Genomic DNA, 14,593 nt, shown 5'->3' with positions numbered 1-14,593 from the left:
GCATCGATATATGTGGTTATAAGAAAAATCGCTATGCTGCGAGCCAGATTTTTCATGCGTTTTTTGTGGGCGTGTTAATGGAATTCGGTAATTTCGGTTTAGTCGTGGCAGGTCTGGTAGTCGGCTTTATTGTCGGGATGACCGGGGTTGGTGGCGGTTCGTTGATGACTCCCATTCTGTTGTGGTTCGGCGTCAATCCGGCCACCGCAGTGGGGACGGATTTGCTGTACGCGGCGATTACCAAGTCCAGTGGTGTGCTGGTTCATCGAAAGAACAAGAACATCGACTGGGCCATTACCGGTTGGCTGACCCTCGGCAGTGTGCCGGCAGTGGCGTTGACGCTATGGTTCCTTAGCACCTTGCAAACGTCGCCCGAGGCGATGAACGCGGTCATCAAACAGGCCTTGGGCTTTGTCCTGTTTGCCACGGCGCTGGCGATTTTCTTCAAGAAACGCCTGCTCGATTTCGCCCACAAACGCGCGGGCGGTCATTACAACCCCAGCGGCAACCGCTTGAATGCACTGACCGTGATCACCGGCCTGGTCCTCGGCACCATGGTCGCGCTGACCTCCATCGGCGCTGGCGCCCTGGGCACCGTCGCGTTGTTCATTCTCTATCCGCTGCTGCCGACCCGCCGCCTGGTGGGCACAGAGATCGCACACGCCGTACCGCTGACCCTGGTGGCCGGCCTCGGCCATGCGAGCATGGGCAACATGGATTGGCACGTGCTGGGTTATTTGCTGATCGGTTCGCTGCCGGGGATTTACCTGGGCAGCCACCTGACGGGCCGTATCTCCGATGAAGTGCTGCGGCCTTGCCTGGCCACGATGCTGGTGCTGATCGGGTACAAACTGGCCTTTTAATCGGGTGGAGGTTGCAGAAACAAACCAGCTTGGCAGGCCCGCTTAGGGCCGGGTCAGAATCTCCAGCAGATGCCCGTCCGGGTCATCGAAATAAACCCGCCGGCCACCGCCGTAATCGTTGATCTCGTTCGGTCGTTGTTTGCCGGGATCGGCCCACCAGGGTTGCTTTCGCGCTTGCAGGCGGGCGAAGGCCGCATCGAAATCCTCGTCACCGATCAAAAACGCGTAGTGCTGGGAGGCAATCGGCGGGTCATTGTCGTAGAAGTCCAGCGACACACCGTTGTCGAACTTGACGATCAGCATCGGGCCAAAGGGTTCGGGGCAGGGCAGACCGAGGATGTCTGCCAGATAGTTGGCTGATGTCTGCTTGTCGCGACACCAGACGATGGTGTGGTTCAACTGAGCGCTCATGCACAGGTCCTCACGGCGGATCAGGGCTTGGTTGTTGAGTTATGAGATTAGCTCAGCCTGTTGCGCAATGACCGCCCTGACCTAAGCTTGGGGCAAGGCGAGACATAATTGCGTGCGTCACCCGGAACGAACGCCGCGATGCGCAATCATTAGAGCGTGGATATCAAAAGGAGATGCGCATGCTCATCAGGTCATTGACCCTGACTACCCTGCTGGCTTTCGCCGGCCCCTTGTTCGCTGCCGATGACGGCTCACCGCTGGATATGGACAAGGGCAGGTCCCGGCCACTGATTGTCATCGCTCCAAGTACGGTCGATCCCACGTGGGTCAGCCTGAAAAAGTCGCTGGATGAGCCGGCCAATCGCAAGGGGTTCACCGAGCGAAACATGGTCCTGTACACCGTGCTTAATTTGATGGGCCAGCGCGAGGGCAAAGACCTGGGGCCACAAGACACGGCGGCATTGATCCGCTCGCTCAAGTTGGGTGCCGGCGCGAAGAGCAAAGTCATCCTGGTGGGTAAGGACGGGGAAAAGAAGCTTGAGAGTTCGGGGGATGAGTCAAAATCGATCGATTTGAAGAAAATTTTCGACACGATCGACGCCTTGCCAGCGACTGAGAAAGAAGCCGCAGCGCCGACGGTTGCGACGCCTGTTGAAGCGGCTGAACCGGTCAATGGTGCAAAGGGCGCCAAGGGCGCAAAACCAGGCAAACCGGCGAAACCTGCCAAGCCGCCTGAAATGCCGGATGATTAAACGCAGACTTTTGTAGCAACAATGAAAAATGGGCGACCTCAAGAGGTCGCCCATTTTTTTGCTGCTTCTATTGGTCTCGGAAGTTTCCTGCAAGTCCTGTCGGTCTTGATGAACTGGTTTCTGTCAGAGCGCACCGCTAGCCTTCGTCAGCCACCGCAAAATCGCGGTCGGACGTGGGAATCCGCGACACTGAGGGATCCAGGGACGAAAAACACCAATGGCACAAAAAGGAGCCTCGTCTGTGAAAAAGTCCAGCAAGCATCAACCGAAAACCCCTACCGACGCCGATCATCTCGATCCCGCGAAGCTGTGTGAAACCACAAAAGGTGCAGTTACTCGAAGCCCCAGGCGCACTGCCACGGCCCAGCAGATTTTCACTGTTGCTCCTGGTGTCGACACACTAACCCTGCTAAATCAGGCCTGCGAAAACCTTGCCTCCCTGAATGTCCTGATTGCGAATTTTGCCGGGAAACTGGAAGGCTCGCACCGCAAGGTGCTGCTGTCGATTCAGCAATTGGCGGCGGTCACCGAGTTGTTGGTGAATCAGGCACGGGAAAATCTTGATCCGAGAAGCGATGCACCTGACGCACAGCCGTCGACTCGGCATTGAGCTGACGCAGTAACGACAATGGGCGACCTCAAAGGGGTCGCCCATTTTGTTTGTCCGCCGAAGATCTGTAGCAGCTGTCGAGCCTGCGAGGCTGCGTTCGAGTGCGCAGCAGTCGTGATCCGGCAAATGCGGTTTTCCTGAAAGAATTCGGTTGCAGGTTTTACGACTGCTGCGCACTCGAACGCAGCCTCGCAGGCTCGACAGCTGCTACTAGAAATCGCGTTTCACGGCTACTTGGCCAGTGCGCTCAATATCGTATGAGCAATCTTGATCCGCTCAGGGTTCGGGTAGTTTTTGTTGGCCAGGATCACGATGCCGATGTCTTTCGATGGCACATATGCAACGTAAGCACCGAAGCCGCTTGTTGAGCCGGTTTTGTTGATCAATACGTTTTCTGGTTGAGGTTGCGGCGGGGTCAGCCACTGGACTTCGTGAGCTTCCATCGCCATCTGCGTCGAGTTACCCGCCAGCAATGTATCGAGGGTGACCGGGTAGTTGTAGAACTCCCAACCCAGGCCTTGGGTCATGTCGCCCACCTTGTAATACCCGGTATGAGTGATGGCGATTGCCCGCTGCATCGGATCTTCCAGGCGGGTCGGTTTCATGTTCGCCTCAACATACCGAATCAGGTCCGCCGCGCTGGTTTTCACCCCATAAGCCTCCGAATCCAGTGCCCCCGGCCCGACTCGCACCGGTTTGTCTTCCTTGTTGTAACCCTGAGCGTAAAGGCCCATTTGAGCCTGCGGCACGGTGAGGTAGGTGTGTTTCAGCCCGAGTTTCGGCAGCAGGGTTTTTTCCATCACGTCATCAAACGGCGCGCCCATGCTTTGGGCGGCGAGGTAGCCGAACAACCCCAGGCTCGGGTTCGAATACTGCCGATGGGTGCCTGCGGCATAAGTCGGTTTCCACTGCTTGAAATAGCCGAGCATCTTGTCCGGTGCATCGGCATCGTCGGGGAATTGCAGCGGCAGACCGCCGGCGCTGTAGGTGCCCAGTTGCAGCACGCTGATGGTGTCGAACGCGCTGCCACGCAGATCCGGCAGCACGCTGCTGGCATTGTCCGACAGGGACAGCTTGCCGGTGGCCTGAGCGTAGGCGGCGAGGGTGGCGGTGAAGGTTTTGCTCACCGAACCGATCTCGAACAGGGTGTCTTCGGTGACGGCTTTGCCGTTTTCCTTCGAGGCCACGCCGTAGTTAAAGTAATGCGGTTGGCCGTTGACGGTAATTGCGACCGCGACACCGGGGATCTGCTGTTGCTGCATCACCGGTTCGATGGCAGCCTTCACGATGGCTTCAATGCGGTCGTCAGCAACACAATGACCGGCGCTGAGGAGCAGTGCGAAAGCGCTGTAGAATGCGAGCTTGTTAGGCATGATTGGGTTACTTTCCATGAGGTTCAAGGGTAATAGCCGCTGCACTCAGAGCGGCTTTTCAATCCGGGTTGCTGATAGGCGAGCCAAATCTATGCAGTCTGCCGAGGTTCGACAACCGATGATATTTCGGACGAGCCATTAGAAAAATTTGGGAGTGGGCATGATCCGGCCTCAATTACCGCTCAATGCATTGCGCGCCTTCGAGGCCTCTGCCCGGCACTTGAGTTTCACCCGAGCGGCCGTTGAGTTGTGTGTTACTCAGGCGGCGGTGAGCCATCAGGTCAAGAGCCTGGAGTCTCAACTTGGCGTGACCCTGTTCAAGCGCTTGCCCCGTGGGCTTATGCTGACCAGCGAGGGCGAAACACTGCTGCCGGTGCTGCGCGAATCTTTCGACCGTATCGCGCAAACCCTTGAGCGATTCGAAGGCGGACATTTTCGCGAGGTATTGACGGTCGGCGCGGTGGGGACGTTCGCGGTGGGCTGGTTGTTGCCACGGTTGACCGACTTCCAGGCGAAACATCCGTTCATAGATTTGCGCCTGTCGACCCACAACAATCGAGTGGATGTGGCGGCTGAAGGGCTGGATTACGCGATTCGTTTTGGCGCGGGGGCGTGGCATGGCATTGAAGCGGTGAGATTGATCGAGGCACCGTTATCGGTGTTGTGCGTGCCCGAGATTGCCCGGCAACTGAAAACACCGACAGACCTGTTGCAGCAAACGCTGTTGCGTTCCTATCGCACGGACGAGTGGCCCGAATGGTTCCAGGCCACCGGCCTATCGACCCACACAGCGTCGCCCCGAAGCATCGTCTTCGACTCATCGCTGGCGATGATGGAGGCAGCGCTGCAAGGGGCGGGGGTGGCCTTGGCGCCGCCGCTGATGTTCGGCCGACAACTGGCGACGGGTGCAATAGAGCAACCGTTCGCCATCGGGATCACCACCGGCAGTTACTGGCTGACCCGTTTGCAGTCCCGCCCCGAAACATCGGCAATGACGATGTTCAAGGATTGGTTGCAGCAAGCGGCCCAGGGGCGTTAGCGCACCAGACACGGCCGCTTGTTATCGAACTTCCATCCCGGAATCAGAAACTGCATCGCCACGCTGTCATCCCGCGCGCCCAATCCCATGCCTTTGTACAGCTCATGGGCCTTGGCCAACTGATCCATGTCCAGCTCGACACCCAGCCCTGGTTTCTTCGGCACCTGCACGCAGCCGTCGACGATTTGCAGCGGCGCTTTGGTCAGGCGCTGACCGTCCTGCCAGATCCAATGCGTGTCGATGGCGGTGATTTCACCCGGCGCGGCGGCCGCGACGTGGGTGAACATCGCCAGGGAAATATCAAAGTGATTGTTGGAATGCGAACCCCAGGTCAGGCCCCACTCATGGCACATCTGCGCCACGCGGACCGAGCCCTGCATCGTCCAGAAATGCGGGTCGGCCAGCGGAATGTCCACTGATTGCAGCTGGATCGCGTGGCCCATTTCCCGCCAGTCGGTGGCGATCATGTTAGTGGCGGTTTTCAGGCCAGTAGCTCGACGGAATTCAGCCATGACTTCACGTCCGGAATAACCGTTTTCCGCGCCGCACGGGTCTTCGGCGTAAGCCAGGACGTGATGCTGATCCCGGCACAGGCGAATGGCTTCCTTGAGTGACCACGCGCCATTCGGATCGAGGGTGATGCGCGCATCGGGGAAGCGTTCGGCCAGGGCGGTGACGGCTTCGATTTCTTCATCGCCACTGAGCACGCCGCCCTTGAGTTTGAAGTCCTTGAAACCGTAGCGCGAGTGAGCTGCTTCGGCCAGACGCACCACGGCGTCGGCGGTCATGGCTTTTTCGTGACGCACGCGGAACCAGTCGTTGTCGGCGTCCGGTTCGCTGCGGTAGGCCAGGTCGGTTTCGTTGCGATCACCGACATAAAACAGGTAACCCAGCATCTTCACTTCATCGCGCTGCTGACCTTCGCCGAGCAGGGCGGCGACTGGCACGTCCAGATGCTGACCGAGCAGATCGAGCAGGGCGGCTTCGAGGCCGGTGACGGCGTGGATGGTGATGCGCAAATCGAACGTCTGTAACCCGCGACCGCCGGCATCGCGATCGGCGAAGGTCTGGCGCACTTGATTGAGGATCTTCTGATACGTGCCGATCGGGCTGCCAACCACCAGGCTGCGCGCATCTTCGAGGGTTTGGCGAATGCGCTCGCCGCCCGGTACTTCACCGATGCCGGTGTGACCGGCGTTGTCCTTGAGGATCACGATGTTGCGGGTGAAAAACGGCCCGTGAGCGCCGCTCAGGTTGAGCAACATGCCATCGTGGCCGGCCACCGGAACCACCTGCATGCTGGTGATGATCGGGGCTTTGGCGGTTTCTTGTGTGTTCATTGTCATGTCCTTCAAAACAGTGCTCTTACATGAGTGTTCAGGCGTGGTTGGGCGCTGGTTTGGCCAGTGCAGAGGCATGTGCGGATTTCGGTTTGTTGCGTGCGGCGAAGACGATGATTGCGGCAATGATCGAGGTCGCGGCCAAGCCGTACAGCCCGCCCTGAATCGAGCCGGTGCGTTCTTCCAGCAGACCGAACGTGGTCGGCGCGACAAAGCCGCCGAGGTTGCCCACCGAGTTGATCAGCGCGATCACACCCGCCGCGATCCGTGCGTCCAGATAGGCCTGAGGAATCGGCCAGAACAGCGACGACGCCGATTTGAAACCCAGCGCAGCAAAGCAGATCGCAACGAAGGCGAAGATCGGCCCGCCGGTGGTGGACATGAACATCCCGGCTGCTGCGATCAGCAGGGCCGCGGCGACCCAGGCTTGTTGATGCTTCCATTTGGCCGACAGCGAAGCGAAGGCGTACATGCCAACGATCGACAGCAACCACGGAATCGAGTTGAACAGCCCGACTTGAATATCGCTCAGGTCGCCCATCTTTTTGATGATGCTCGGCAGCCAGAAAGTCGCGGCGTAAATGGTCAATTGGATGAAGAAATAGATCAGGCAGAACAGGATGATCTGGCGATCCTTGAGTAGCTTGCCCAACGACGGTTTGATCGGCGTCGCGGCTTCGCGGGCCAGTTGTTCGTCGTCGATGGCCTTGACCAGCGCGTCCTGCTCTTCACGGCTCAGCCATTTGGCGTCGTGGGGTTTGGAGTCCAGCCAGAACCAGACGAACACGCACAGCCCGACCGAGAACATCCCTTCAATGAAGTACATCCATTGCCAGCCGTGCATGCCAAAACCGCTGATTTGCAGGAGCAACCCGGACAACGGGCCGGAGATCAGCGAAGCAATCGCTGAACCGCTGAGGAAGATCGCAATCGCCTTGCCGCGTTCAACGCCAGGTAACCAGCGGGTGAAGTAGTAAATTACTCCGGGGAAGAAACCTGCTTCGGCCACGCCCAGCAGGAATCGCAGGATGTAGAAGTGGGTTTCGTTCTGGATGAAGGCCATGCAAGCGGCGACCAGGCCCCAGGTCAGCATGATGCGGGTCAGCCAGATTCGCGCGCCGACTTTTTGCAGGAGGATGTTGGAGGGTACTTCGAACAGCGCGTAACCGATGAAGAACAGGCCGGCGCCAAGGCCGTAGGCGGCAGCTCCAATGCCCAGGTCATGTTCCATGTGGGCGCGGACGAAGCCGATGTTCACGCGGTCGATGTAGTTGACGATGAACATGATCACGAACAGCGGCAGTACATGGCGTTTCACTTTCGAGATGGCTGATTTCAGGACCGAATCGGCGCCATCGTTCATCCCGGATATGGATGTATTCACTGCGTTATCTCCCACTGATTATTTTTATGCGGGGTGTGACTGGGTGTTGCGATGTTGATAGACATCATACAACTGCATTTTTCCATACCGCAAGAGTGATTGCCCAACAAAATGGCGCTTTATAGAGCGTTTATTATTCTTTTGCGCTGATGCACGACCTTTCTGATGGTCTCGAATATCCTGTTTGTTGAGTGTTGTCATACAAGCTGGTCGGTGTTTTCTTGAGATTCCCGTCGGGCGCAGTGCTACGATTCCGGTAGCCCTGCTTCCGGATGATCGCCATGCAAGAAGACCTCGACGCGCCTGCCCGCAAACGCACCCACAACCTGGCCCATGACCTGGTCGCCAAACTGACCCAGAGCATCTTGCTCGGCCAGATGCTGCCCGGGGACAAGCTGCCGTCCGAGAACACGATTGTTCAGGAGCACGGGGTCAGTCGCACGGTGGTGCGCGAGGCGATCTCGAAGTTGCAGGCGTCAGGGTTGGTGGAGACCCGCCACGGCATCGGCACCTTTGTTATCGAGCGAGCACCGGAGCAGGGACTGCGGTTGAACGTCGATACCGCGCTGGGGGTGCGCAGCATTCTGGAGTTGCGCATGGGCCTGGAAACCCAGGCCGCCGCTTTGGCGGCAACCCGTCGCACGGAGCATCAATTGGCGCAGATGCGCGAAGCGCTGGACGACTATCAAAGCCTGCTGGCCAACAACGACAGCTGCGTCGAAGCCGACAAGCGCTTCCACCTGCTGATCGCCGAAGCCACCGGCAACGTGTGCTTCACCGAAATCATGCAGCACCTGGGCAGCGCCATGATCCCGCGCACCCGCGTCAATGCCGCCGAGCGCGGCGCAGTGGACTTGAGCAAGCTCGGGCAACTGGCCAATCTTGAGCACGAGGCGATTCTCAACGCCATCAAACGTCAGGATCCAGATGCGGCGCGGGCGGCGATGTGGCTGCACCTGACCAACAGCCGCGACCGGTTTTCGGCCGATCGCTGACCACCGTTTGTCTACTCGATAGCACCTCATCCGCGGCCCTGCTTCCAACGAGTACGGCCCAGATTTGCTGGACCTCATCAGTGAGGTGCGTCATGGCTAACGATTCGATGTTCCAGGGTGGAACGCCCAATACCGATCCAACCCGACCCCTGCCCGGCACCGACGAGCCGCAGATGGATCACGACGCGCCACCCGGCATGGACCCTTCGCGAGACCCGACCGAGCCCGATATTGATCGACCTGAAGACTGGATGGATCCTGATGCGGCCGAGGACGTGCCTGCGGCAGATGAGCCGACACCGCTGTCCGATGACAGGCGATAAAGAGAAACCCGGCCATTGCGCCTAATGCTGTTCACTTAAGACATTCTTCAGTCGAGCAAGAACCTGTGGCGAGGGGATTTATCGGAATGCCGCACCACCCCGTTCGGCTGCGAAGCAGTCGTAATCCAGACAACTTAGTCTGTCTGAAAAGACGCTGGGGCTGCTTCGCAGCCCAACGGGGATAAATCCCCTCGCCACAAATGTGGACGCCCACGCTTAAGTGAACAGTGTCACGGCCATTGCGCCGGGTTTTTTGTGGACGACAGATTTGCATCAGGCCTCGGTTACTCGAGCAATCACCAGTCTGCGTTCCAGGTTCAAGGCCAACACGCTGACCAGCACCACCAGTGCTCCCCCAACGATCATCAACGTCGGTCGTTCGCCCAGCGCAAAAGAGGCAATCGCCATGGCGGTCGGTGGAATCAGATACAGCGTCATCGTTGCACGGCTCAAATCCACATGAGTGAGCACATAGGCCCAGGCGAGATACGCAAGGGCACTTGGGAAAATGCCCAGCCCGATGACCGCAAGCTGCACTTCAACCGGAGCGGTGATGACCTGGCTCACCAGCCCCGGGAGATAAACCAATAGCAGCAGCGTCCCGAACCAAACCGTGTAACACACCAGCGTCAGCCCGTCGTAGCGCCGCGAGTGATGCTTCTGCAAGGCAAAGTAGAAACTCCATGACACCGCCGCCAGCAGGATCAACAAACCATGGGTGTCGATGCTCCCCAGGCCGTGATCACCGGCCACCACAATCACCACGCCGATCAACCCCAGAAGAACGCAGCCCCAGCGCCACGCGCTCACCCGGTCCTTGAAGACGAAGCGCGCCAGCAGCGTGCTGAACAACGGCGTTGATTGCGCCAACACACTGGAGGCGCCGGCGCTGACACTTTGCTGGCCGAAGTTCAGCGCGACATGGTGCAGGCTCACGGCAAAGAAACCGAGCGCGAACAGCAGCGGCAGGTCACGAATTTTCGGCAGGCTGATACCCCGGAGTACCGCGACCACCGCCATGAATGCCGACGCCAGCAGAAACCGCAGCAAGGCCAGATGACCAGGGTCATAGGTCTGCAAACCGATGTGAATACCGGTCGGTGAATAACCCCAGCAGCCGACCACAAATGCCATGGCCAGGATGAGTTTGACGGGAGAACCGGGGGAGGGCGTGAGTGGCTTCATGATCGGGCACCTGTAGGCGGATGCACCCAGTATCAGAAGCCTGACTGTTCACCACAACTGACTTATAGTGCGTCAACTATTCACTTTGGGTGATGTATGGAGCTGGCACAGATACGCATGTTCAAGACCGTCGCCGAGGTCGGCAGCATCGCCCGGGCGGCCGAGTTGTTGCATTGCGTGCCGTCGAACATCACGGCACGGATCAAATCCCTGGAAGTGGAGCTGGGAGTCGCGCTGTTTCTGCGCGAGGGCCGAGGGCTGCGAATCAGCCCGGCGGGGCAGACGTTTCTGGCGTATGCCTCGAAAATTCTCGCCCTGACGGCGGAAGCCAAACGCGCGGTGGACCCTTCGGCCGAGCCGTCCGGGCCGTTGCGCATTGGCGCCATCGAGTCGTCGGCGACCGGGCGATTGCCGCGTTTGCTGGCGAAATTCCACAAACGTTTCCCCGGCGTTGCGCTGGAACTGACCACCGGCACCTGGAGCCAATTGCTCGACGACACACTCAATCACCGGCTCGACGGCGCGATCGTCGCGGTGGATGTCGAGCGCCCACACCTCAAGCGCACGCCAATGTACCGCGAGGAGCTGCTGCTGATTGCCTCGACGTCCCTGGGGCCGGTGCGTGACATCGCGGATTTGCAGGACAAGACCGTGTTCATGTGGCCTCAGGGCTGTCCCTACCGGGCGGCGCTGGAACATTGGTTGCTGCGGCAGGGGCAGGCGTTGCAGATCGTCAGCCTGGCCAGTTACGGGGCGATTGTCGGTTGCGTCAGTGCCGGGGCGGGTGTCGCGCTGGTGCCAAAAGGCGTGTTTGATCAGTACGCCAAGGGGGCGGGTTGTGCGGGGTATGAGTTCCCCGAGCTGACGGCGATCGACAACCTGTTTTACTGGCATGAAAACGCCGGGGTTCACCCGGCGCGGGAAGCGTTTGTGGGGATGTTGCGGGAGGAGTTTTTGCCGGGATAGGTGGTGAAGCTGAAAAACACCCCTCACCCCAGCCCTCTCCCCAGCGGGGAGAGGGGGAAAGGGGGCTGATCTTCAAGCCTTTCAAACCTGAGTTCGACCCGGAATTTCAGGTCGATGTAGCTCTAAGAACTACTCGGTCAGTCCCCTCTACCTCTGGGAGAGGGTTAGGGTGAGGGGGGATCTAAACTGTGCCCACATCCCGCATCAACAACCCAAACCGCAAATCCACCGCATCCGGAATCGGCAGGTACACCGTATGCCCATCCCCCGGCGCCACCTCGATCGGCTCGCCTTTAACGTTTTGCAGCTCATGCAAGTCGAATTGGAAGTTGCCCTTGGGCGTCATCAGTTCCATATGGTCGCCCAGACCAAATCGATTCTTCACCTTGACCTCCGCCATCCGGTCACGCCGCTCGCCGGTCAGCTCGCCGACAAACTGCTGCCGCTCCGACACCGAACTGCCGTGCTGGTAGTTCTGGTATTCGTCATGCACGTGCCGACGCAGAAAACCTTCGGTGTAGCCGCGCTGGGCGAGGGATTCCAGATCCGTCATCAGACCGCGGTCGAACGCGCGACCGGCCACTGCGTCGTCGATCGCCCGGCGGTAAACCTGAGTGGTCCGTGCACAATAAAAGTGGGATTTGGTCCGGCCCTCGATTTTCAGTGAGTGCACGCCCATCTGCGTCAGGCGCTCGACATGCTGCACCGCGCGCAGGTCCTTGGCGTTCATGATGTAAGTGCCGTGCTCGTCTTCGAAGGCGGGCATCAGTTCGTGGGGCCGGTTGGCTTCCTGCAACAGGAACACCTGATCGGTCGGAGCGCCGATGCCCAAGGTCGGTTCCGGCTGGAAGGTCTGCACGATCTCGCCGAGCTGATTTTCTGTGGCCTCTTGCGCCGAGTATTTCCAGCGACAGGCATTGGTGCAGCTGCCCTGATTGGCGTCGCGCTTGTTCATGTAACCCGACAACAGGCAGCGACCGGAATAGGCCATGCACAAGGCACCGTGGACGAACACCTCCAGCTCCATGGCCGGGACTTGCTGGCGGATTTCGGCGATTTCTTCCAGGGACAGTTCCCGCGACAGGATGATCCGGCTCAAGCCTTGTTGCTGCCAGAACTCGACACTGGCCCAGTTCACCGTGTTGGCCTGCACCGACAAGTGAATCGGCATCTGCGGGAAATGCCGGCGAACCAGCATGATCAGGCCTGGATCGGACATGATCAGCGCATCCGGCGCCATGGCAATCACCGGTTCCAGATCCTTGAGGAAGGTTTTCAGTTTGGCGTTGTGCGGGGCGATGTTCACCACTACGTAGAAGCGCTTGCCCTGAGCCTGGGCCTCGTGAATGCCGAGGGCCAGATTGGCGTGATCGAATTCGTTATTGCGCACCCGCAGGCTGTAGCGCGGCTGACCGGCGTACACCGCATCGGCGCCGTAGGCGAAGGCGTATCGCATGTTTTTCAGGGTGCCGGCGGGGGCGAGCAGTTCTGGAGGCAGGAGAGTCATGGCAGAGTCGGTCACAAAAGCCGCCGAGAATAAGCGGCTTGCCCGCGGGGTTCATTGATCTGGATCTATGCTTGATGAACAAACGGATGGCACTCGCGCGAACCGTGGCGGACTAAGCATCAGGGCGCGACTTTGTGTCCTTGCGGACTGACATGGATCGGACATGAACGAAGAGACAGTACAAAACAAATCACAGGTGATCTTGCTGGGGCTGGTCACCGCCGCTTTCATCTGGATTTTGCTGCCGTTTTACGGCGCGGTGTTCTGGGCAGTGATCCTCGGCATCCTCTTCGCGCCCCTGCACCGACGACTGCAACTGAAGTTCGGCTGGGAGCGCAATCTGACGTCGCTGCTCACCCTGAGCATCTGTCTGGTGAGCGCGATTCTGCCGGTCATCATCCTGAGCATTTTGCTGGTTCAAGAAGGGGCCGCGGTCTACCACCGCATCGAAAGCGGCGAACTGGACATCGCCGGGTACGTGACACATTTCAAACACAGCCTGCCGCCGTACTTCCAGCACTTGCTCGATCGGGCCGGGGTTGGCGAGCTGGACGGGCTGCGGGAGAAAATCATCAAGAGCGCGGTGACTGGCAATGAGTTTATCGCCTCGAAGGCTTTCAGTTTTGGCCAAGGCACGTTCGACTTTGTGGTGAGCTTTTTCACCATGCTCTACCTGCTGTTCTTCTTTCTGCGGGACGGCGCCGAACTGGCCCGCAAAGTGCGCGCTGCCGTGCCGCTGCAGGACAACCAGAAACGCCGTTTGCAACTCAAGTTCAATCGCGTGGTGCGCGCCACGGTGAAGGGCAACCTGCTGGTGGCGATCACGCAGGGCGTATTGGGCGGGTTGATGTTCTGGTTTCTGGATATTCCGAGCGCGTTCCTCTGGGCGGTGCTGATGGCGGTTCTGTCGCTGTTGCCAGCGGTGGGGGCGGGGATTGTCTGGGCACCGGTGGCGGCGTTTTTCCTGTTCGCCGGGGCGATCTGGGAGGGCGTTGTGCTGGCGCTGTTCGGGATTTTTGTGATCGGCCTGGTGGATAACGTGCTGCGACCGATCCTGGTGGGCAAGGATACCAAGATGCCGGACTATCTGATCCTGATCTCGACCCTTGGCGGTCTGGCGATCTTCGGCCTCAATGGCTTTGTGATCGGGCCGCTGATCGCCGCGCTGTTTATGTCGAGCTGGGCCATCTTCATTGAAACCAAGCCGCGGGTGCAGCTGCCTTAAGCGCTGATATGGCCTTGGCTGATGCGTTGCGACAGTGCCTGGGCGGCCGGCAGCGAGGTGAGCGGACCGCTGATCGGTTCGCCGTCCTGCACCAGGTACCAACAGGCGAGCAATCCTAGCTCTCTAAGCGGTGCGGGAACGGCGCTGCCGATAACGGACATGATCTGAACCTGGGACATAAGTACCTCCATCAATCTGTGGAGCTACCTTACGGATCGGGCGCTTGAACGGACAATCAACGCTTTCGATAGTCGTCATTGATGCCAGTGAGGCTTCGCTTCAGTCGACCACCAGATCCAGCATATGAACCACTTCCTGCTCGTTGAGCAGGCCTTTTCGCACCAGGTTTTCTGCCAGCAGCGAAAGAAACTTGGCGCTGCGATGGCCTTCCAGGTGCTTGAGTTCGGTCAGTGCGTTGTACACCTTGCTGGAAGTGCACAAGCCGACAATGCGGTGCGGGTTTTGCGTGGGCATGAGGTCGTCCTTGTTTTTATCAACCTGTTGTTAACGGACAGATCCAAGATTGCGGACCCGACATGACATAAATATGACCGTTTTCCCCAAAGCGGGGGAAGGATGGCGAGTCAATCTTGCCAACTTGCACCGCAAAGACTGTCCCG

At 59.0% G+C, this 14,593-nt stretch carries 16 protein-coding genes; 8 read left to right on the top strand and 8 right to left on the bottom strand.

The genetic code is table 11. The features are described 5' to 3' along the window. The first annotated feature begins 77 nt into the window (after positions 1–77). Complete coding sequence (locus tag KGB23_RS08540; RefSeq protein WP_046047606.1) at positions 78–863, top strand: sulfite exporter TauE/SafE family protein; 786 nt, start codon at positions 78–80, stop codon at positions 861–863. Positions 864–905: 42 nt separating this feature from the next. On the opposite strand, the gene KGB23_RS08535 is transcribed toward KGB23_RS08540, so the two are convergent. Beyond that, positions 906–1,274, bottom strand: a complete 369-nt coding sequence (locus KGB23_RS08535) for a VOC family protein (RefSeq protein ID WP_150656409.1) — start codon at positions 1,272–1,274, stop codon at positions 906–908. A gap of 179 nt (positions 1,275–1,453) precedes the next feature. Here KGB23_RS08535 and KGB23_RS08530 point away from each other — a divergent pair, with 179 nt between their 5' ends. Both KGB23_RS08530 and KGB23_RS08525 read left to right on the top strand, forming a co-directional pair. Next, on the top strand, positions 1,454–2,026 hold the full coding sequence (locus KGB23_RS08530; RefSeq protein WP_150656408.1) for a DUF4174 domain-containing protein: 573 nt from the start codon (positions 1,454–1,456) through the stop codon (positions 2,024–2,026). Positions 2,027–2,267: 241 nt separating this feature from the next. After that, positions 2,268–2,636 (top strand): DUF6124 family protein, encoded by a 369-nt coding sequence (locus KGB23_RS08525; RefSeq protein WP_223430665.1) that lies wholly within the window; start codon positions 2,268–2,270, stop codon positions 2,634–2,636. Between the two features lie 230 nt (positions 2,637–2,866). Here the strand turns inward: KGB23_RS08525 and ampC are convergent, their stop codons facing one another. Continuing rightward, positions 2,867–4,009 (bottom strand): class C beta-lactamase, encoded by a 1,143-nt coding sequence (ampC, locus tag KGB23_RS08520; RefSeq protein WP_223430664.1) that lies wholly within the window; start codon positions 4,007–4,009, stop codon positions 2,867–2,869. Positions 4,010–4,169: 160 nt separating this feature from the next. Here ampC and KGB23_RS08515 point away from each other — a divergent pair, with 160 nt between their 5' ends. After that, positions 4,170–5,048, top strand: a complete 879-nt coding sequence (locus KGB23_RS08515; RefSeq protein WP_223430663.1) for a LysR family transcriptional regulator — start codon at positions 4,170–4,172, stop codon at positions 5,046–5,048. Here the strand turns inward: KGB23_RS08515 and gudD are convergent. Both gudD and KGB23_RS08505 read right to left on the bottom strand, forming a co-directional pair. Continuing rightward, positions 5,045–6,388 carry a glucarate dehydratase gene (gene gudD, locus KGB23_RS08510; protein WP_223430662.1) on the bottom strand — a complete coding sequence of 448 codons (1,344 nt, stop codon included), beginning with the start codon at positions 6,386–6,388 and terminating at the stop codon, positions 5,045–5,047. The genes KGB23_RS08515 and gudD overlap by 4 nt on opposite strands. Positions 6,389–6,425: 37 nt before the next feature. Beyond that, entirely contained in the window at positions 6,426–7,772 is a 1,347-nt protein-coding gene (locus tag KGB23_RS08505; RefSeq protein ID WP_223430661.1) for an MFS transporter, read from the bottom strand. Positions 7,773–8,053: 281 nt separating this feature from the next. Between KGB23_RS08505 and KGB23_RS08500 the strand changes: the two genes are divergently transcribed. Together KGB23_RS08500 and KGB23_RS08495 are read left to right on the top strand one after the other, a co-directional pair. Next, a complete protein-coding gene (locus KGB23_RS08500; RefSeq protein ID WP_046054181.1) occupies positions 8,054–8,767 on the top strand; it encodes a FadR/GntR family transcriptional regulator in 714 nt (237 codons plus the stop codon). A 92-nt stretch (positions 8,768–8,859) separates the two neighbouring features. After that, on the top strand, positions 8,860–9,090 hold the full coding sequence (locus KGB23_RS08495; RefSeq protein ID WP_223430660.1) for a hypothetical protein: 231 nt from the start codon (positions 8,860–8,862) through the stop codon (positions 9,088–9,090). Positions 9,091–9,363: 273 nt separating this feature from the next. Here KGB23_RS08495 and KGB23_RS08490 read toward each other — a convergent pair whose 3' ends face one another. Continuing rightward, positions 9,364–10,275: a DMT family transporter gene (locus KGB23_RS08490; protein ID WP_223430659.1), complete on the bottom strand. Its 912-nt coding sequence runs from the start codon at positions 10,273–10,275 to the stop codon at positions 9,364–9,366. Positions 10,276–10,371: 96 nt separating this feature from the next. Here KGB23_RS08490 and KGB23_RS08485 point away from each other — a divergent pair, with 96 nt between their 5' ends. Then, complete coding sequence (locus KGB23_RS08485) at positions 10,372–11,241, top strand: LysR substrate-binding domain-containing protein (RefSeq protein WP_223430657.1); 870 nt, start codon at positions 10,372–10,374, stop codon at positions 11,239–11,241. Between the two features lie 181 nt (positions 11,242–11,422). Here the strand turns inward: KGB23_RS08485 and yegQ are convergent, their stop codons facing one another. Next, complete coding sequence (gene yegQ, locus KGB23_RS08480; RefSeq protein WP_223430656.1) at positions 11,423–12,748, bottom strand: tRNA 5-hydroxyuridine modification protein YegQ; 1,326 nt, start codon at positions 12,746–12,748, stop codon at positions 11,423–11,425. Positions 12,749–12,911: 163 nt separating this feature from the next. Here yegQ and KGB23_RS08475 point away from each other — a divergent pair, with 163 nt between their 5' ends. Continuing rightward, entirely contained in the window at positions 12,912–13,973 is a 1,062-nt protein-coding gene (locus tag KGB23_RS08475) for an AI-2E family transporter (RefSeq protein ID WP_223430655.1), read from the top strand. On the opposite strand, the gene KGB23_RS08470 is transcribed toward KGB23_RS08475, so the two are convergent. Beyond that, positions 13,970–14,152, bottom strand: a complete 183-nt coding sequence (locus KGB23_RS08470; protein WP_223430654.1) for a hypothetical protein — start codon at positions 14,150–14,152, stop codon at positions 13,970–13,972. The two genes, KGB23_RS08475 and KGB23_RS08470, sit on opposite strands and share 4 nt — an antisense overlap. A gap of 100 nt (positions 14,153–14,252) precedes the next feature. Continuing rightward, the gene (locus KGB23_RS08465) at positions 14,253–14,447 is read right to left on the bottom strand and encodes a hypothetical protein (RefSeq protein WP_003179723.1); all 195 of its coding nucleotides are present in this window, start codon (positions 14,445–14,447) and stop codon (positions 14,253–14,255) included. Between the last annotated feature and the right edge of the window lie 146 nt (positions 14,448–14,593).

Source organism: Pseudomonas sp. GL-B-26, from assembly GCF_019947405.1.
GTDB lineage: Bacteria > Pseudomonadota > Gammaproteobacteria > Pseudomonadales > Pseudomonadaceae > Aquipseudomonas.
Note: the sequence above shows the minus strand (reverse complement) of the source record. Positions and strands in the feature narration are given on the sequence as shown.